The organism is Acidovorax sp. Leaf78 (genome assembly GCF_001422735.1).
In the GTDB taxonomy this organism is placed as follows: domain Bacteria; phylum Pseudomonadota; class Gammaproteobacteria; order Burkholderiales; family Burkholderiaceae_C; genus Acidovorax.
This window is the reverse complement of the sequence record NZ_LMLZ01000020.1, coordinates 891083-910397: the sequence shown is the minus strand read 5'-3', so window position 1 is coordinate 910397 and position 19315 is coordinate 891083. Positions and strand designations below refer to the sequence as shown.

Sequence of the window (19315 nt, the reverse complement as noted above, 5' to 3'; positions counted from 1 at the left end):
TCAAGCCGTGAGGCCGGTCGGACGGCGGCGCAGCACCAACATGCCCATCCCCGCTGCCATGAGCGAGGTAAGGATCAAGCCCCACTCACTGAGCGTCGGAATCGAAGCCACCCCAGCCGGCGCCGCAGCCAGCACCGGCGCGAACGGGTCGCGGATCGTGCCCAGGGTCGCGTCGGCATCCCCAATGCCGTTGTCGGTCACGGTGTAGGTCACCGTGCGGCGGTCCGGGCTCAGCGTGGCACCCGCCCACTGGAACCAGGTGGACGTGGTGCCCCCCGCCGTGGCCGGACCGAACTTCCAGAACTGCACGCCGGCAGGCAGGGCCTGCGGGTAGGTCAGCGTAAGAGTGACGCTGCTGCCACCCGTGCACCCTGTGGCCGCAAAGGCAAAACCACCGTGGGGCAAGATGTAGCCGCTGGGGGGCTGCCTGGCGGAGCGAAACCGGTGCCGCTGGCAAACGTGCAGCCCGCACCGCCGCCCGTCAGGCTGGCCGTGGCGGTGCCCGCCATGCCCGGCACGGTGCCCGATACCGATAGCTGCGCGGTGACTGCGAAGGTCTGGCTCACGCGCGGTGCTGCGTCGAAGGCGGTGGTGCCCGCCTGGTCTGCGTGGATGGTGCAGCTGCCGACAGCCAGAAAGGTGAGTGCACCGCCCGGGGTGACCGTGCAGACACCGGTCGAGCCGGAACTGAAGCTGGGAGGTGGAGTCGCGTTGGTGGAAGTGGCTACCAGGGTGGGCGAGGTGCCGAAGGTTCGGTTGCCCGGATGAGTGAACGTGATGGTTTGGAGGCCCTTGGGTGTGGCGGAAACCGGCGGGCTCGATGCTGGGCCGGTGCCTGCGCTGTTGGTCGCAGTGACGTTGAACGTGTAGGCCGTGCCGTTGGCGAGGTTCAGAACCACGCAGGTTAAAGTGCCGATTGTGTTGCAGCCCACACTGATGCCGCCGCCGCTCGGCACGCCGGTCACGGTGTAGCCGGTGATGGGATTGCCGTTGTCGCTGGCCGCAGCCCAGGCGAGGGAGACGGCGCGGTCTCCCGGCGTTGCCTGCAGGCCCGTGGGCGCCGATGGCAGGTCAGCCTGCACGACCAACACTTGCGAGCGCACTGGCGCGGCAGCGTAGCGGAAGTTGCTCGCATCCGTGCCACCGGGCTGCGAGGCCCGCACGCCGCACAGGTGGCCCGTCTTGCCGGGCAGAAGGGTCACGGTGCTGCCAGCTACGCTGCAGACATCAGGCGTCCAGGTATCGAAACTGACCGCCAGGCCACTGCTGGCGCTGGCCATGAGCGAACTGCTGGCGCCAGCCCGCGGCGAGGCTACCTGGGTAAAGGTGATCGACTGGCGAGGAGAGGCACGCAATGCGGGTGCCTGCGCGTAGCCGTTGGAGCCCCAGCACTGCACAGTGTCGTCGGTGGTCACTGCACAGGTGTGTTCATGAGCCGTAGCGATGGACGCCACCCCGCCGCTTTGCAGCGCCGTCGGCACGCTGGTCTGGCCGCGGCTGTTGTAGCCCCAGCACTGCACAGCGCCGCCCGTGGTTAGAGCACAGGTGTGATAACCACCCGCATCCACGGACACCGCCCCGCCGCCTTGCAGCGTTACCGGCACGCTGGTTTGGTCGTTGACGTTCTTGCCCCAGCATCGCACGGCACCGCCCGTGATCACCGCACAGGTGTGAAAAGCGCCAGCGGCCACGGACACTGCCCTACTCCCTTGCAGGGCCGCCGGCACGTTGGTTTGTCCTTCAATGTTGCGGCCCCAGCACTGCACCTCGCCGCCAGTGGTCAGCGCGCAGGTGTGGTAACCGCCCCCAGACACGGACACCGCCCCGCCGCCTCGCAGCATGACCGGCACGACGGTTTGACCACTATCGTTGTCGCCCCAGCACTGCACGGCGCCGACTGTGGTCACCGCACAGGTATGCGAACCACCCGCGGACACGGCCATCGCCCCGCCACCTTGCAACGCGGCTGGCACGCTGGTTCGGCCACTGCCGTTGTCGCCCCAGCACTGCACAGTGCCGGCCGTGGCCACCGCGCAGGTGTGCATATAGCCCGCCGCCACGGACACCGATCCGCCGCCTTGCAGCGCCGCCGGCACGCTGGTTTGACCACTGCCGTTGTTGCCCCAGCACTGCGCGGCACCGCCTGTGGTCAGTACGCAGGTGTGGTAACCGCCCCCAGCCACCGACACCACCCCGCCGCCTTGCAGCGCCGCCGGCACGCTGGATTGGCCATTGCCGTTGTTGCCCCAACACTGCGCGGCGCCGCCCGTGGTCACCGCGCAGGTGTGATAACCACCCGCAGCCACCGAGACCGCCCCGCCGCCTTGCAGCGCCGCCGGCACACTGGCTTGGCCACTGCCGTTGTTGCCCCAGCATTGCACGGCACCGCCAGTGGTCACCGCACAGGTGTGAAAAGCGCCCGCATCCACAGATGCCACCGCCCCACTGCCTTGCAGTGTGGTTGGCACGTTGGTTTGACCTTCATTGTTGCGGCCCCAGCACTGCACGGCACCCCCCGTTGTCACTGCGCAGGTGTGGTTACCTGCCGCAACCACAGACACTGCCCCGCCGCCTTGCAGAGCGGCCGGTGCGCTGGATTGGCCCTCGACATTGCCGCCCCAGCACTGCACGGCACCGGCCATGGTCACCGCACAGGTGTGGTAATTGCCTGTGGTGACAGACACCGCCCCGCCGCTTAGCAACGCGGCCGGAACGCTGGTTTGACCCGCGTCGTTGCTGCCCCAGCACTGCACGGCGCCCCCTGTTGCTACTGCACAGGTGTGGTAAAGGCCCGCAGCCACGAACACCGCCCCACCGCCTTGCAGCGCGGCCGGTACGCCGGTTTGGCCCCGTTCGTTGTCGCCCCAGCACTGAACTGCACCGCCCATGGTCACCGCACAGGTGTGCGAAGCGCCCGCAGCCACCGACACCGCCCCGCCTACTTGCAGCGCCGCGGGCACGTTGCTTTGGCCCTTGATATTGCCGCCCCAGCACTGCACTGCGCCACTGGCCACGACCGCGCAAGTGTGCTGATCACCTGCCGACACTTCGCTGGCAATGGCATCCGTGGCGGTGCTGCGCGTAGCTGTGTTGGCCCACACCCCCGGTGCCGTCAGAGCCATCCACAGCACACAGGCCACCAGCCAGAAGGCTTCGCCTAAGCATTTGTCCAGCCAAGCTGGCATGTGCATGACGCGGCTGCCGTGTCCGAGCGGGGAAAAGATGTTCGAGATTGGCGTTGACATGGTGGTTTCCGGGCGACTTGATACCGCACGCTTTTTCCTAAAGGCAATACCGGACTGGGATGCATTTGGATTAGTACGGTGCGATGCTAGCTTTGAAGACCTAATGGCCTTCCACCCGAAGCACTAAATCAGTCCATTTGGACTGACCAAACAGTCGTTCGAAGCTGCCCAAAAACAACAGAAGGGAAATTGAGAGTGACTATTGCAGCTCGGTTATTAAACCCGTGCGCTCACAACACTTGTCCTAAAAAGAAATATTTTTAATGCCAAATAGATTTAGTCCGGGGACGGGCTGCCTGAATCTCGGAGCAGCCGTTCGGCATTTAAATCTATTCAGCGAATATTTCCACAATCCAAATTTCAAATTACCAGTGTGAATTGATTGTCAAATAAAATCGTCGCGACCGACCCATTACAGCGGACCTGTATGGGCTGTGCTCGCGCTGTCTCGCGCGCGAGCGGCAGCCTTCGTAAGCCTTCCGTCGGATTAGTAGATGTACACCGCACCAGAATTGTTGGATGCGTTGTTGACTTGGTCGCCGTTGATGCCCACGGCGTTGCTGTCTTCGGATTTCGCACCCACTGCCAGGGTGCTGCCATCGCTCGACAGCGCCACGCTCCAGCCAAAATCGTAATTCGACGCCGTGTTGCTGGCTTTGACGTAGGACTGCTGAGTCCAGGTGCTTGCGGTGCGTTTGAAGACGTACACCGCTCCGGAGTTGGCAGCTGCAGTGCTGGCTTGGTCGCCGTTGATGCCTGTGGCGTTGCTTCTCTCCCGAGCCGCCCCCACCGCCAGCGTGTTGCCGTCGCCTGACAAAGCGATGCTGCTGCCAAACCGGCTACCCGCAGCAGTATTGCTCGACTTCACATAGGCTTGATGGCTCCACGTGCTGCCGGTGCGCGTGAACACGTACACAGCGCCAGAATCGCCGGCGGCATTATTGGCTTGGTCGCCGTTGACGCCCGTCGCATTGCTGTCCTCTGTCGGCGCTGCGACAGCGAGGGTATTGCCATCGCTTGAAAGAGTCACGCTACTGCCAAACTGGTCGAGTGGCCCTGTATTGCTAGCCTTCAAATAGGCTTGCTGACTCCAGGCGCTGCCACTGCGAGTAAAGACATAGACTGCCCCAGAATCACCGGCTGAATTGTCGGCTTGGTTGCCATTGATACCTGTGGCGTTGCTGGCCTCAAAGACCGCACCTACAGCCATGGTGCTGCCGTCGGCTGAAGCGACACGCTGTAGCCAAACTTGTCGTTCGCCCCTGTGTTGCTGGCTTTCACGTAGGCCTGTTGGCTCCAGGTGCTGCCACTGCGTGTGAAGACGTACACAGCGCCGGAGGCGCCGCTCGCATTGTTGGTCTGGTCACCGTTGATGCCTGTGGCGTTGCTGCTCTCCCAATCTGCGCCCACTGCCAAAGTGCTGCCATCGCCCGAGAGAGATACGCTGCGACCAAAAAAGTCGACAGGGCCTGGATTGCTGGCCTTTATGTAGGCTTGTTGGCTCCAAGTGCTACCGCTGCGCGCATAGATGTACACGGCGCCGGAGTTGACCATTGAGTTGCTGGTTTGATCGCCATTGGCTCCCGTGGCGTTGCTGTCTTCCAATATCGCCCCCACCGCCAAGGTGTTCCCATCGCCGGAGAGAGACACGCTGAAGCCAAACCGGTCATCGCTCTCCGTGTTGCTGGCCTTCACGTAGGCTTGCTGGATCCACATGCTGCCGCTGCGCGAAAAGATATACACCGCGCCAGAATCACCGGCGGCATTGTTGGTTTGGTCGCCGTTGATGCCTGTGGCATTGCTGTCCTCGTAGATGGCTCCCACCGCCAGAGTGTTCCCGTCGCCTGACATGGACATGCTGTAGCCAAACTCGTCACTGTCGCCTGTATTACCGGCTTTGAAATACCCAATGGCGCGCGTCAAGTCCACGGTCTGGGCAGCAGACCAGGCGCTGCAGCCTGCGCTGTTGCAGGCGCTCACCCGGTATGTGGCGTTCAGCCGGGTGTGCAACAGCCCGGTGACCACCCGGTCATAGCTGGTGGTGCTCAGGCCCGTTGCGAGCTGTGTGTCCGTCTGGGGGCCTGCACCATCGGGATCTTCCGTGACCTTGTAGCTCACAGCGCCACCGCCAGTGGGCGCGGACACGGTCGTCCAACTGAGTTTGAAGGTCTTCACGTCGTAGCCCAGTGTGAGCGTGGGCACCGCTGGGATCGCCACCGGTGCGGGGGGCGGTGGAGGCGGCGAAGTGTCCTCGCAGTCCACCGTGAGCTGGGTGACGTCTGCCACTGCCGTGCCGGTACCCGACGACGCGGTGCACATTTGGCTGGCGCCCGACGAGATCGCCGAGACGGCGTAGCGACCCCCATGCAAGACAGGCTGTGCAAAGGTGAAGTCGCCGTTGCTGTTGAGCGTGAGGGTGTCTGCGTTGACGCTGTTGCGCAGCACGACTTGGCCCAGGCTGCCTCGCAGCCTGCCTGACAGTTTGTAGGCGCTGGTGGCACAGGTCACTACGACGCTTGCCGAGGGCGAACCGGGCTGCACCTGTCCCTGGCCGTTGGCCACAGCGCAGGATTGCCCGCTGGGCTGGGTGAGTACCGTAATGCTGTACGCGCCCAGCACAGGCTGCGCAAATGCGAACCTGCCATCGGCACGCACGGTGGGGTCTTGAGTGGAGTTGTTGACGCTGATCAAGCGCAATACAACGCTGCTGCCCGCTTGGAGCCCTGCAACCGAACCCGTGACGGTCTGCGCCTGGGCAGGCACCTCGTTGTCCAGGCAGGTCATGGTCACGTTGTTCACATCGGCCGTGGCCGTGCCGCTGCCGTTGGTGAGGTTGCAGGTCTGACCAGTGGGTTGTGCCTGCACCCGCAAGCTGTAGACCGTTCCCGCGGCCAGGCGCAGGCTATAGCTGCCATTGGTGGACAGGGACGCGCTAGGGCCGCTGGCGTCTGCAATGACGACCGTCTTGCCTGTGCCCAGGCCGGACAGTTGCCCACCGACGCTGTAGGTAACCTGTGCAGGTTCCGGAGGCAATGGAGTGCTATCGCCGCCTCCTCCGCCGCAGGCTGTCAACAGAGCTACCGAGCCATAGGTGAATGCGCGCTGCAGAAATCTCCAGCGCTTTACCTGAACCTTAGAGTGAAATAAGTTGGCCTATGCGGGGCACACGGCTTTTGCAAGCAGTGAAAGCTTCATAGTCAGTCTCAAATGGAAAATTGCTTGCACTCACGTCAGCCAAAAGTGCCCCCTACCGACTGACAGCATTTAATGCTTTATTTGACGCATGAAATAATTAATCATGCCGCGAGGTGCAGAGGTGGTAGCGCCAATTTAAGCCGGATTACATCGACATGCGTGCCTGTGCCGGATCAATATAAGCAATGGCCCCCTCGGTGCATATAGTCCATTCGGACTGGTGTGGCGAGTAAATGACAGAGCATTCTCAGGACTGGTTACATTGCCTGCATGAAGGCAATTCTGCTCATCGACGATCACAGCCTCTTTCGGGCTGGAATCGCTATGGTCTTGGCCAATGGCCTGCAAGATGTAGAGATCCACCAAGCAGCATCTTTAGAGCAGGCGCTGCGCCTCTCAGAGATCGCGCCCACGCTCATCCTGCTTGACGTTCAACTCCAGGGATTGAGCGGGCTGGAGGGCATCGGCCTGCTGCTGCGCAAGTGGCCAAACACGCGCATCGTTGTGGTGTCGGCATACGACATGCCCGATCGCATAGAACAGGCCCGCGAGCGGGGAGCTGTCGTTTTCCTCTCCAAAACAGAAAATCCAGAGCGGCTTTTGCAGAACGTGCAGATGCTGTTGCGCGATGGGGCTGCATCGGTGGAAGTGACCGGCACAAAAAACCCTGCCTCCCTGACGCCGCGACAGCTGGAGGTTCTGGATCTTCTCAGTCAGGGACTGTCCAACAAGATGATTGGGCGGCGCCTATCGCTGTCGGAACATACCGTGCGGGGGCACGTGCAGGCCACCCTGGCGGCCCTGTCGGCATCGAGCCGCTCCGAGGCGGTATTCGTCGCGCGGCGACAAGGACTTATTTTGTGAACGACGACGATCAAATCTATGCCGCGCAGCTCAAGCTGGTTATAGGCGGCATTGGCCAGTCGCTTCCTATCGGCTTCCTGCTCGCCACCCTGTTGGTCGTGGTATTCAACGTGACCAGCGGAGCGCAGCACACCTTCGTATCCGAAGCGACCGGTGAAAAAATCCGCGTGCTTGCACCGTCCATCAACAACGCTTGGCTGGCTTTTTGGTACGTGATCACACTCGTGTGCCGCATCACCATGGTGGTGTATTGCCGGCGTACGCTGAAGTACGGGTTCAGCTTTGAGCAAATGCCACGCATCACAGGGCAATTGGCTGTAGGGAAGGCACTGGAAGGCGTCATCTGGGGATGCCTGGGCTGGATTGTGGTGCAAGAGGGGTCGTCACCTGCGTCTACCGCCATGCTGCTGGGAACGATGGCCGCCATCAGCAGCAATGCCGTTCCCCTGCTTTCCCCCGTGCAACTTTTATTCATCGCGTTGATCATGCCCATGCTGCTGGTCACAGGGAGCCGCTTCCTCGTCATGGACGGCTTGATGTACCAGGCGATGGGAGCTTGCTGCATGATCTACGTGCTCAGTCAGTACGGCCAAGCCAAACTCATCGGACGCGGTTTGAAGGAGTCAATCAGACTGCGTTTTGAAAACCTCGATCTCATCAAGAGGCTTGAGGTAGAAAAGCAAACTGCCAACGACGAAAGAGAACGCGCTGAGCAGGCAAACCAAGCCAAGTCCCGCTTCCTGGCTGCGGCAAGCCATGACTTGCGTCAGCCCGTTCATGCCATGGGTTTTTTCCTGGAGGCGCTGTCGTCAGGCCCGTTAGCGCCCTCGCAAAAGCCGGTGCTCGACCATGCCAAGGCAGCGAGCGTTGCGTCCAGGGAGATGCTGGATACGCTGCTGGATTTTTCGCGCATTGAGGCGGGCGTCATACGGCCAACGCTCTCAAGCCATTGCGTACAGAAAATGCTGCACAAGTTGGAAGAAGAGCTCGCGCCGCAGGCAGACGCCAAGGGCTTGCTCTACCGCTCCAGGGACTGTCGCGCGGTGGTCCTCACGGACGGTGCGCTGTTGGAGCTGATACTTCGCAACGTCATCAGCAACGCCATTCGCTACACCGAGCGGGGCGGCATCCTCATCGGCTGTCGCCAGCGCGGCGAGCGTCTTTCCATCGAGGTGTTCGATACGGGCGTGGGCATCGCCCAACACCAGCAGCGCGAGATCTTTCGCGAGTTTCATCAGCTGGGCAACCCAGAACGTGATCGCCGCAAAGGGCTGGGCCTGGGACTGGCTATCGCGGATGGCCTGTGCCGCTCATTGGACATACCGTTGACGCTGTCCTCCAAGCCGGGGCGCGGCAGTGTGTTTAGGGTCAGCGTTCCCCTTTCCGCCGAAGGTGAAAGGCCTGCCGCGTTGCAGCCGTGGCATGCGTTGCCATCGCCGATCTTGGCTGGTCGCCAGGTGTTGGTAGTCGACGACGACGAAACCGTCCGCTTGGCAATGCTGACGCTGCTGGAAACCTGGGGCTGCTTGGCGATGGCTGTCGAGGGTTTGCAGGAGGCTTTGGCGCTGCGCGAATTTCAGCCGGACGCTATCGTGAGTGACTACAGGCTACGAGACGGCCAAAACGGGGCTGAGGTGATCCGGCACTTGCGAAATCACTATGGCAGGTCGGTACCTGCGCTTCTCATCACCGGAGACACTGCCCCAGAACGGCTGCGCGAGGCGCTCAACAGTGACGTCGCTTTATTGCACAAGCCGGTTGCACCCAGAGAGTTCTGGGCAACGCTGAACGCCATGTTGTCGGACGCTTCACTGACGCATTGAGCAAATGCGTCGGTGCGCTGGGGAGGGCTTCTCTGCAACACCGGTCCGAATGGACTATATGCACAGGGTGGCGCACTGCTTACATTCAGTTTGAACAGGCGATGCGTTTGTTGCAGCTACTAATCAAGCCGTAGCAGCACCCTCCCAGGTTTGAACCTGGTACTGAGTATTCAGTTCTGTGCATGACACAGCGAATGCACGCATCCCCGCCAATCAACCACTTGGCGAGTCGCCAACATTCCTTGTCAAACTTGATGCAAACAGCACACCGCATTAGTTCGTTCTCGCTCCTTCGGTTGTTCACGATATTGATCCTGATAGTGCTCAGCGCATGCGGAGGCAGTGGTGGTGGTGCCAGTGACGGACCGTCTGCGCCGACCCTGAGCACTATCGAAGTCACCTCAGCCAGCCCGAGCATCGCAGCAGGCACAACGGTGCGTTTGGCAGCGACGGCCATCTACTCTGACAACAGCCATCAAGACGTCACGTCGCAGGTGGCTTGGGCTTCTGCCAACACGGCGGTGGCCACCGTCAGCCCATCGACCGGCCTGGTCACTGCCATCGCTCCTGGTGCCGTGTCGCTTAGCGCTACCCTGAATGGAAAATCAGGGACTACGGTTCTGACAGTCACTGCGGCCACGGTGACCGGCATCGCAGTGACCCCCAGCATCAGCACCCTGCCCGCCGGCACCACGACGCAGTTCTCGGCCATCGGCACTTTCAGCGATGGCACCACGCACGATCTTGGCGCAGCGGTGCGCTGGAGCACGTCTGATGTCACACGGGTGAAGGTCGACACGTCCGGCCTCGCCACCGCAATGGCCCCAGGAGGCGCATCGGTCATGGCGAAATGCCAGAACGCGAGCTTGTGCGGTAGCCTCAGCTCGACGGCCACGCTGAACGTCACTGCCGCCAGTTTGGTGTCCATTGCAGTCACGCCGACGACATCAGCCGTTGCGCTGGGCGCTGTACAGCAATTCATGGCCACCGGCACCTACAGCGACGGCAGCACGCAAAACCTGAGCACGCAGGTGAATTGGACTTCCACCGCGCCCGGCGTGGCCAGCATCGACGCGCAAGGCGTCGCGGTGGCTCGCGGCACTGGCACTACGGGCATCACGGCCACCCTGGCATCGGTGTCCTCGCCAGCCGCGTCGCTGACTGTGGCACCGGCATCACTCGTGTCCATTTCCATATCGCCTGGCTTGGAGTCGGTGGCAGTCGGCTTGCCGCAGCAGTTCACAGCCACAGGCACGTATGACGATCAGACAACACAGGTGCTCACCAACCAGGTCACCTGGTCGTCGAGCAATCCAGCTGTGGCAACGATCAGCAACGCTGCGGGAACGACCGGCCGAGCTTCGACATTGGCCAGTGGCACCGCCGCTATCACAGCAAGGATCGGCAACCTGAGCTCACAGCCGGTCAACCTGACAGTGACGGCGGCCAAGCTGGTGTCTATCGACGTGACACCCAAATCGCCCAGCGTTCCCAAAGGCATGCCGCAACAGTTCACGGCGACAGGCACTTATACCGACCAGACAACGCAGACGCTCACGGCGCAGGTGACTTGGGCATCGAGTAGTCCAGCAGTGGCAACGATCAGCAACGCGGCGGGCACCAACGGTCAGGCCACCACACTGGGCACCGGCGCCACATCGATCACGGCCTCGCTGGGGAGCGTCTCGTCTGCGCCTACCACGCTGACGGTCACACCGGCCACGTTGCTTTCCATCGCCGTGACACCGAGTTCACCCAGCGTACCCAAAGGCAGAACGCAGCAGTTCACGGCCACAGGCACCTACACCGATCAGTCGATGCAGGTGCTCACCACGCAGGTGACCTGGACGTCCAGCAGCACATCCGTAGCGACGATCAGCAATGCAGCAGGTACGAACGGTGAGGCCACTACTTTGACTACCGGCACCAGTGCCATCACTGCATCACTGGGTGCCGTCACATCCCCGGCTACCACCCTCATAGTTGTGCCCGCAACGCTGGTTTCCATTGCCGTGACACCCACCTCACCTAGTGTGCCCAAAGGTTTGTCCCAGCAGTTCACGGCGATCGCCAGTTACACCGACGGCAGTACGCAGGATGTGACGACGCAGGTGAGTTGGTCATCCAGCAACGCCTCTGTCGCTTCTATCAGCAACGCGCCCGGGTCCAATGGCCGCGCAACGGCGCTTGCCAGCGGAACAAGCTCCATCAGAGCGACCCAGAGCGCGATTTCTTCCCCGGCAGCGACGATGACGGTGAGCGCCGCGGCACTGGCCTCCATAGTCATCTCGCCCGGGAGTGCAGACGTCGTGGCCGGAGGCACGCAGCAGTACACAGCGACAGGCCGATACACGGACGGCTCCACCCAGAACATCACAACGTCCGTCAACTGGACGTCGGACGCCGCGACCGTGGCGACCATCAACAATACCCCCGGTAGCCAAGGACTGGCAACCACGCTCGCTGCCGGAAGCACGAACATTTCTGCAACGCTGGGGAGCGTCAGCGCCAACCCTGCTTCGCCCCTCACAGTACGACCGGGTGCGACTTTTGCGATACCAGGAGCCGCGACTTGGACCGTACCTTCTGGCGTGACCAGGGTCCGGATCGTCGCGACGGGTGGGGGAGGGGCCAGCTCCCGTTTTCATGGATCCAACACTTCCCCAGGCGGCCACGGCGGCCGCGTCACGGCAGTTCTTACAGTCAATAGCGGCGATACCTTCGCCCTGATCGTTGGCGGAGGTGGCCAAGCATCTACTTACTCAAACAACAGCTACGGTGGAGGAGGTGGTGGCGGTGCGAGCAGCTTTCGTGCAGGCACTGCCGATCAGATAATAGCGGGCGGGGGCGGAGGTGGAGGCGTCATCGGCGGTAGGGGCGGAAACGGCGGTGGTGCTGGTACGGGCGCAGGCGAGGCTGGCAGCGGCCCGGGTGCAGCATCTGGAGGGGGAGCAGGCATCGGTGGCGCAGGTGGCACAGACCCATACGGATTTTGGAACGGGTCGAGCGGAGGGGCTGGCAACGGTGGCGGTGGAGGAAGCAACACCTATGCGGTTGGCGGTGCAGGCAACGGTGGTGGTAACGGCGGCAACGGCGGCGGACTTTTTGGCTCCGGAGGCGGCGGAGGCTATGGAGGGGGAGGCGGCAGTGCATCCATTTCCGGCACGAGTGGATGGGGCGGAGGTGGCGGAGGCGGCAGCACTGGCCCCTCCGGGTCCTCGTACTCCGTGTCGACGAATGGCGGCAATTCGTCTGCAGCGGGCGGCGATGGATCCATAACCATCGAATATCTGCCTTAACAGCAAGTCGATCCGCCGTTGGGTCGTGGCAGGCGCACGTCCCTCGGTAAGAAAATCCGGTATCGTTTATCCCTTGGCAAAGCTTGGCCAACAAACATGACGCTCGGAACATGTCGGTAGCAATAAGGGCGTCCTTCTCGATCTCCTAAAAAAGGGCAGACAAAGCTCCATGAAAATCACGCGACTTGCGGCAGCGGCCGCCTTGGTGACCTGTACGGGGGCATCACACGCGGCACACGTTGCTTTCATGTACGAGAACGGACCGAACGTGGAAGTGACCGGCAGCGGCCCGTTGAATACAACAGCGCTAACTGTTGCTGGACCTGTCTTCGGTTTCTCGTCGCAGATGCGGCCTGCAGTGGGTTCTGTTGCCTACGGTACAACGGTCAATGCTGACAGATTTACAGGCTTTACTGGACCCGCCTCGTATGGATCGGGGACTCTTGTTTTTGCCTCCAGTTCGTCTGGCCAGCGTGTGGCTCTCAGCGGCACTTCAGGCTTCTTGTTCGTTCCGCAGGGCTACGTCTCGGGGTCGCCCCTTTCCGGTGGTGCTATTTGGAACGCAACCACCCTGGCAGGTCTTGGCGCGACGCCTGGCACCTATGTGTGGGCCTGGGGTGCAGGCCTGAACGCTGATTCGTTCACCCTGCGGGTGTCGCTCGCACCAGCGCCCTATGTCACAGCAACCCAGACCGTCGCAGGCACGTTCATCCCAGGCAGTACAGCCACCTACACAGTCGTGCTCACAAACAGCGGGCCTGCCGCGCAGGCTAACAACCCTGGCAACGAGTTCACAAACGTTTTACCCGCGGGCGTGACGCTAGTAAGTGCCACCGCCTCCAGCGGCACTGCCGTGGCTACCGTAGGCACCAACACCGTGACATGGAACGGGAGCATTCCTTCCAGCGGCACGGTGATCCTCACCGTCACAGCCACTGTCAACCCAGCCGCTGCCGGCACGGTGGTTTCCAACCAGGGTAGCGTCGCTTACGACTCTGACGGAGATGGCACGAACGACGCGACCAACCAGACAGATGACCCGGCTGTAGCGGGTGCGGCCAACCCCACAAGCTTCACAGTAGCCGCTGTACCGGTAGTTGCAGCGGCAGCCATTCCTACGCTGTCGGAGTGGGCCCTTATTGGACTGGCGTCCATCATGGCGTTGTTCGGCCTGGCGCGCCTGAGACGCCGTTGACTCCAGGGTGCGCTTGTCACTGACAAATTCCCTGCGCAGCATCGCCATCTCTCGGTCAATCAGGTTGGAATGGCTCGCCTTCTCCAGCGCATAGCTCGACAAGTTAGACGGTGCTTTCCGGGTAGGGTGGTACCAGATTGTTCATGGTCAAGTAACTGGCCACCAGCAGCATCAACTTCGTGTCGACCTGCTCCACATCCCGTGGCACCAAATCGTAATGGCACAACGTACCGACAATGGATCCGTTCGAGTCCATCACAGGCACCCCGACATAGGACGCGACGGTCTCTCTGGCAGGATGGGACGCCAAGCGTTCATCGAGCAACGCCTGAGGTGTCTTGAAGGGAACGCCACTCTCGCGGACATAGCAGCAGTAGGTAGCGGTTTGAGGCACTATGCCCGAGGCGATGGCGGTTGGATCTTGGCGGTCGAAGTGCACCGCGGCCGTGGCCATTCCGTCTTTAAAACGCCATATGCCAATGTACCGAAAGTCGGTCAGTGCCAGCAGCTTTGCCAGCGCGTCCCGCACGGATTTGGATTGAGCCGTTAGAGCGAAATCGGCGAAGGTGGCACTGCTGGATGGTTGCTTGGGCATAGACCACGAATTTTGCATTGCACAGAGCTGAAATGGTGCGCCGCCCTCGTGACCATATGGCGCGAAACTGTAGGACCACTGCCCGAAACAGATCCACCTCCGATTAGCCCGTTGATGAAGATCACGGGACGTTGTGGCACGCCCACGCCCGTGAGCAGGACGTCGATGCGATGGCGGGTCCGCATGGCCAGCACACCAGCTGCGGCGCTGGCACTGCACGGTTTGGCTACCGGCTCGCACTTCGGGAATGGCAGCATTCAACGCCACATCATTTGCCTTGACTGACAGGGTCATGGCTTCAGCGGGAAATCCCAATGGCAAATTGCGGTGTTGATAAGTCTGACGGTCATCCGTGGCTTTTTTCAGGTGTCAATTTGGCCAAGTGGAAACTGAAGCTATGTACATCGTCGACGTGTCCGGTTTTTTTATCTGAAGCATGCAGCCGACTTCAGATCCGGATGTGGCACGCGTCGCCGAAACGGCACGCGACCCATAGATATGCCCAGGTGTCGCGCCGATTTTCGCGAGCCTACTGGTCGAGCGGTTCCAAGATCCACTGGGATTGAATCGTGGCCATCCCGTCGTATGGGGGCAAAACACAAGAGGCCCTTGAGGCAGTGGTCATCTGGCGGTGCCGTCCTTCAGACCCGCCAGCCCCAGCGCTCGGATACTGACGCGCATGTCTGAAAAACTTCGCTATCAATTGCTGCGGCTGACCCGCAAGACCTGGAGCCGCTGCGCGCTCTTCTCGCTGTTCGCGTTGATGGCGGTGGCGTCGTCCGCATTGATAGGGCCGTACATACCTGAGAGCGTGGCGATCAAGCTGGGGTCGGACTCCATCGGCAGCCTGCTGGGCATCCTGGCCTCCAGCATGCTCACGGTGGCCATCTTCTCGGCCAGCACCATGGTGGGCTCTTTCGGTGCCGTGTCGAACAGCGCCACACCCCGCGCGTCGCAGTTGCTGATCGAAGACTCCACGGTGCAGAACACGCTGGCGGCTTTTGTCGGGACGTTTTTGTACAGCGTGATCGCCCTGGTCGGGCTGCATGCGCACCTGTACGGCGACGGAGGGCGGCTGGTGCTCTTTGGCTTCACGCTGGTCATTTTGGTGCTGGTCGTGGTGGTGCTGCTGCGCTGGATCGACTATCTGTCCGTGCTGGGCCGCCTTGGCGAGACCATCCGGCGGGTCGAGGCTGCCACCATGGCCGCCATGGCACAGCGCCTGCAAAAACCTTTTCTGGGCGGCAAGCGGCAGCCACCTGGCGCCCAAGGACGCCACGCGGTGCGGGCGCCCGCCACAGGCTTCGTGCAGCACATTTCGATGGACATCCTGCAGGCCCGGGCCGAGGCGCTGGGCACGACGCTGCATCTGCACGTCTTGCCCGGTGCATTCGTCGAGCCTTCGGTGGTGCTGGCCAGTTGCGATGCCGACTTGGCGGTCAATGACCAGCAGGCCATTGCCGATGCCGTATTGATCGGCGCGGGGCGCAGCTTCGACCATGACCCACGCTTCGGGATGGTGGTGATGGGCGAGATCGCGGCGCGCGCGATGTCTGCCTCTGTCAACGACCCGGGGACAGCCCTCGACGTGATCGCTGCGGCGGTGCGCACCCTCATCTTCTGGGTGGACACCGGGCGCCAGACCGCTGCGCAACACGACGCCGCGGTGGAGTTCGACCGGGTCACCGCCCCGGGGTTGCGCGAGGCGGGCTTGCTGGAGGACGTGTGGACGCCCCTGGTGCGCTACGGCGCGCCCGCGGTCGAGGTGGGCATTGCACTTCAGCGGGCGCTGGCGTCATTGCGGCGGCTGGACCACCCCGGGTTCAATGCAGAGGTCGAAGAACTGTCGCGCTATGCGCTGGAGAAGGCGAGCCACTCCAACCTGATCGATCGGGAGATGGCGATGCTGCGCCGGGAATCTGCAGCGTGCGGGAGCAGCAACAGCAACGGCAGCCACGCGGAGGGGACCGGGTACAACCACCAACACGCCGCTGCGAATGCATCTTCACAATGAACAGTGCTCAGGCACCTGACACCGGACGCAAGTGACATGAAGGGCGTGGCAAGACGCATGCCCTGCCGATTTCCGCCAAACCCATCACAAGGAACAAGGACGCCCATGGCCAAGATCCTCGAAGTGAAATACGAGCACCAGGCCGACGCCTGTGTGTGCGAGGTGGCCCAGCAAAGCATGGCCGACCTATGCTGGCATGAGGTGGCCTACCCCACGCAGGCCAGCGGCGACGCCATCTGGTTCTTCGTGCCCTATGCCAACCAAGCCAGCTTCAAGGTGTTTCGCGTCAAGCATGCGAGCCAGGCTGACATCAAGCTCTTCAAGGTCGACACGCCAGAAGCCGCCGGCTGGCGCAACAAGGACCATCTCTCGCGCGGCAAGCTGGGGTAGTGGCAGTCGCCCGCAGAGTGCCGGGGTGGCGCTCACCGAGTGACACGGTCACTGTGCATACCGCAGCCACGCGCAGCGCCGGCCTTCAGACCCATTTCTCACCACCCATTGCCTTGACCGGGCCTGCCCTGCCGCCCGTCTGCCCACGACCCACTGTGCGCGGACGCAAATGGCACACCCAGCCTTGCCGCAACGCGACGCCTGCGCCGAGCGCCCCGCCCTCACCCCACCTGCAGCGCGCGTAACATGGCGCGTGGGCGCGCCGCTGCCGGCCGCTCCGCCGCAATACTCCTGATTTGATAGCTACCACCGCTTGCCAGACAAGCGGTGGCAGCCATTTTTACTCCTATTTCGCCATGGCCCCCGCCACCGATCCCACCGATCTGCCCTCCCCCACCCCCGGCATACCGCCGCGGCCCCAGCCCCGCAACCCGTCCGATCTGTTCTGGTCCTTCACCTGGCTGGCCCTGCAAGGCTTTGGCGGCGTGCTGGCGGTGGTGCAGCGAGAGCTGGTGGAGAAAAAACGCTGGATGACCAACGAAGAATTCGTCGAGGACTGGGCGGTGGCGCAGATCATGCCCGGGCCCAACGTGGTCAACCTCAGCATCATGATCGGCGACCGCTACTTCGGCCTGCGCGGTGCGTTCGCTGCGCTGGCGGGCATGCTGACGTTTCCGCTGATGCTGGTGCTGGCGCTGGCCGTGATCTACGCGGAGTTCTCCAGCCACCCGGCCGTGGCCGGTGCGCTGCGCGGCATGGGGGCCGTGGCGGCGGGCCTGATCGCCGGGGTGGGCATCAAGCTGTTCGTGTCCATCAAGAAGCACCCGCTGGGCCGGCCGCTGTGCGTGGCCTTCGTGGTTTTGACCGTGATCACCATGGCGGTGCTGCGCTGGCCGCTGCTGTGGATCCTGCCCGTGGTGGGCGGCGCGGCCTGCCTGCTGACGTGGAGAAAGCTTGCGCCATGACCGCCACCGCCGCTGCTGCCACCCTTGCCACCGCTGTGACTGGCCCGCTGATCGCGCTCAGTCCTGCGGACTGGTTCAACCTGTTCCTGTACTACATGTCGCTGTCGCTACTGGCGGTGGGCGGTGCCATTGCCACCGCGCCCGACATGCACCGCTTTCTGGTCGAGCGCAATGCCTGGCTCACCGACCCGCAATTCAACGCGTCCATCGCCATCGCCCAGGCCGCGCCCGGCCCCAACGTGCTGTTCATCGCGCTGCTGGGCTGGAACGTGGGCATCAACGCCGGCGGCCCCGGCGTGGGCGGCTGGTTGCTGGGCGCCCTGGGCATGGCGGTGTGCATGCTGGGCGTGATGCTGCCCAGCAGCCTGCTGACCTGGATGGCCACGCGCTGGGGCCACCGCAACCGCGAACGCCGTGGCGTGCGCGCCTTCAAGCAGGGCATGGCCCCGGTGGTGATCGGCCTGCTGCTGGCCACCTCGTGGGTGCTGGCCCGTGCCCATGGCGGGCCGGCCACGGCCTGGCCGCTGTGGCTGCTGAGCGTGGTCACCGTGGTGCTGGTGTGGCGCACCAAGCTGCATTTGCTGTGGATGCTGGGCGCCGGGGCTGTGCTGGGCGCGCTGGGCTGGGTGTGAGCGGCAGCCCATCTGTGCTCCGCATGCACCACGCCCCATCGAGCCAGCGCTGTCAGACCACGCCTGAACTCCAGTGCATCCGTTGAACCTGAGCTTCCATCACCCTGCATTGAAAGGCTACCGATGAACCTCCGTCCCCTGGGCCGCTCCGGCCTGCAAGTCTCGCCCCTGTGCTTTGGCGGCAACGTGTTCGGCTGGACGGCCGACCAAGCCACCTCGTTCTCGCTGCTCGATGCCTGGGTCGACGCAGGCTTCAACTTCATCGACACGGCGGATGTGTATTCGCGCTGGGCGCCCGGGCATGCGGGCGGCGAGTCCGAAACCGTCATCGGCCAATGGCTGCGCGCCAGCGGCAAACGCGACCGCATCGTGCTGGCCACCAAGGTCGGCAAGGACATGGGCGACGGCAAGGTGGGCCTGCGGCCCGAGTACATCCGCCAGGCGGTGGAGGCATCGCTCAAGCGCCTGCAGACCGACCGCATCGACCTGTACCAGTCGCACGACGACGACGCCACCGTGCCCCTGGCTGACACGCTGGGCGCGTATGCCGACCTGATCCGCGCAGGCAAGGTGCGGGCCATCGGCGCGTCCAACTACAGCGCCGCGCGGCTGGCAGAAGCGCTGCAGACCAGCGAGCGCCTGCACCTGCCCCGCTATGAAAGCCTGCAGCCATTGTTCAACCTGTACGACCGCGCGGTGTTCGAAGACGCGCTGCAGCCGCTGTGCGTGGAGCATGGCGTGGGCGTGATCAACTTCTACGCCCTGGCTGCAGGCTTCTTGACGGGCAAGTACCGCACGGCGGCAGACGCCGCGAAGAGCGCCCGGGGCACGAACACGACCGCCAAGTACCTCAACGACCGGGGCCTGCGCATTCTGGCGGTGCTGGATGCGGTGGCACAGCGCTACGGCGCCACACCCGGCCAGGTGGCCGTGGCCTGGCAGATGCGGCAACCGGCCATCGTTGCGCCCATTGCCAGTGCCACATCGTTGGGCCAGCTGCAGGAGCTGGTAAAGGCCGCGCAGCTGGTGCTGGACGACGCAACGTTGGCAGAGCTCAACGCGGCCAGCGCGCAGAGCTGATCGCTGCAGGTCACTGCT

At 63.0% G+C, this 19315-nt stretch carries 14 protein-coding genes; 9 read left to right on the top strand and 5 right to left on the bottom strand.

Annotated elements, in window-relative coordinates:
- From ASF16_RS26480 to ASF16_RS15570, 4 genes are all read right to left on the bottom strand, one after another.
- Positions 1 to 405 carry an IPTL-CTERM sorting domain-containing protein gene (locus ASF16_RS26480; protein ID WP_162241087.1) on the bottom strand — a complete coding sequence of 135 codons (405 nt, stop codon included), beginning with the start codon at positions 403 to 405 and terminating at the stop codon, positions 1 to 3.
- Positions 336 to 3245, bottom strand: coding sequence for a fibronectin type III domain-containing protein (locus tag ASF16_RS15585; RefSeq protein ID WP_082516947.1), 2910 nt, complete (start codon positions 3243 to 3245; stop codon positions 336 to 338). The genes ASF16_RS26480 and ASF16_RS15585 overlap by 70 nt, the downstream gene beginning before the upstream one ends.
- 487 nt (positions 3246 to 3732) lie before the next feature.
- Entirely contained in the window at positions 3733 to 4455 is a 723-nt protein-coding gene (locus tag ASF16_RS25540; RefSeq protein WP_082516946.1) for an FG-GAP repeat protein, read from the bottom strand.
- Positions 4446 to 5936: an FG-GAP repeat protein gene (locus ASF16_RS15570; protein ID WP_162241086.1), complete on the bottom strand. Its 1491-nt coding sequence runs from the start codon at positions 5934 to 5936 to the stop codon at positions 4446 to 4448. The genes ASF16_RS25540 and ASF16_RS15570 overlap by 10 nt, the downstream gene beginning before the upstream one ends.
- 774 nt (positions 5937 to 6710) lie before the next feature.
- On the opposite strand from ASF16_RS15570, the gene ASF16_RS15565 reads away from it, so the two are divergent.
- The 4 genes from ASF16_RS15565 to ASF16_RS25505 all read left to right on the top strand — a co-directional run bounded on the left by ASF16_RS15565 (position 6711) and on the right by ASF16_RS25505 (position 13621).
- Entirely contained in the window at positions 6711 to 7304 is a 594-nt protein-coding gene (locus ASF16_RS15565) for a response regulator transcription factor (protein WP_056168795.1), read from the top strand.
- Entirely contained in the window at positions 7301 to 9127 is a 1827-nt protein-coding gene (locus ASF16_RS15560) for a hybrid sensor histidine kinase/response regulator (RefSeq protein ID WP_056168793.1), read from the top strand. Before ASF16_RS15565 ends, ASF16_RS15560 begins: the two co-directional genes overlap by 4 nt.
- A 254-nt stretch (positions 9128 to 9381) precedes the next feature.
- Entirely contained in the window at positions 9382 to 12426 is a 3045-nt protein-coding gene (locus tag ASF16_RS26210) for an Ig-like domain-containing protein (protein WP_162241085.1), read from the top strand.
- A gap of 169 nt (positions 12427 to 12595) precedes the next feature.
- A complete protein-coding gene (locus ASF16_RS25505) occupies positions 12596 to 13621 on the top strand; it encodes an IPTL-CTERM sorting domain-containing protein (protein WP_082516987.1) in 1026 nt (341 codons plus the stop codon).
- 103 nt (positions 13622 to 13724) lie between these two features.
- Here ASF16_RS25505 and ASF16_RS15525 read toward each other — a convergent pair whose 3' ends face one another.
- Positions 13725 to 14216 carry a GAF domain-containing protein gene (locus tag ASF16_RS15525; RefSeq protein ID WP_056168772.1) on the bottom strand — a complete coding sequence of 164 codons (492 nt, stop codon included), beginning with the start codon at positions 14214 to 14216 and terminating at the stop codon, positions 13725 to 13727.
- 679 nt (positions 14217 to 14895) lie between these two features.
- On the opposite strand from ASF16_RS15525, the gene ASF16_RS15520 reads away from it, so the two are divergent.
- The 5 genes from ASF16_RS15520 (at position 14896) to ASF16_RS15500 (ending at position 19297) form a co-directional block, all read left to right on the top strand.
- Positions 14896 to 16230: a DUF2254 domain-containing protein gene (locus tag ASF16_RS15520; RefSeq protein ID WP_082516945.1), complete on the top strand. Its 1335-nt coding sequence runs from the start codon at positions 14896 to 14898 to the stop codon at positions 16228 to 16230.
- A 105-nt stretch (positions 16231 to 16335) separates the two neighbouring features.
- Positions 16336 to 16620: a DUF6150 family protein gene (locus tag ASF16_RS15515; RefSeq protein ID WP_056168771.1), complete on the top strand. Its 285-nt coding sequence runs from the start codon at positions 16336 to 16338 to the stop codon at positions 16618 to 16620.
- 356 nt (positions 16621 to 16976) lie between these two features.
- Positions 16977 to 17585: a chromate transporter gene (locus tag ASF16_RS15510; protein ID WP_056168768.1), complete on the top strand. Its 609-nt coding sequence runs from the start codon at positions 16977 to 16979 to the stop codon at positions 17583 to 17585.
- Positions 17582 to 18217, top strand: coding sequence for a chromate transporter (locus ASF16_RS15505; protein ID WP_056168764.1), 636 nt, complete (start codon positions 17582 to 17584; stop codon positions 18215 to 18217). The genes ASF16_RS15510 and ASF16_RS15505 overlap by 4 nt, the downstream gene beginning before the upstream one ends.
- Positions 18218 to 18340: 123 nt before the next feature.
- The gene (locus ASF16_RS15500; protein WP_056168761.1) at positions 18341 to 19297 is read left to right on the top strand and encodes an aldo/keto reductase; all 957 of its coding nucleotides are present in this window, start codon (positions 18341 to 18343) and stop codon (positions 19295 to 19297) included.
- Positions 19298 to 19315: the final 18 nt, after the last annotated feature.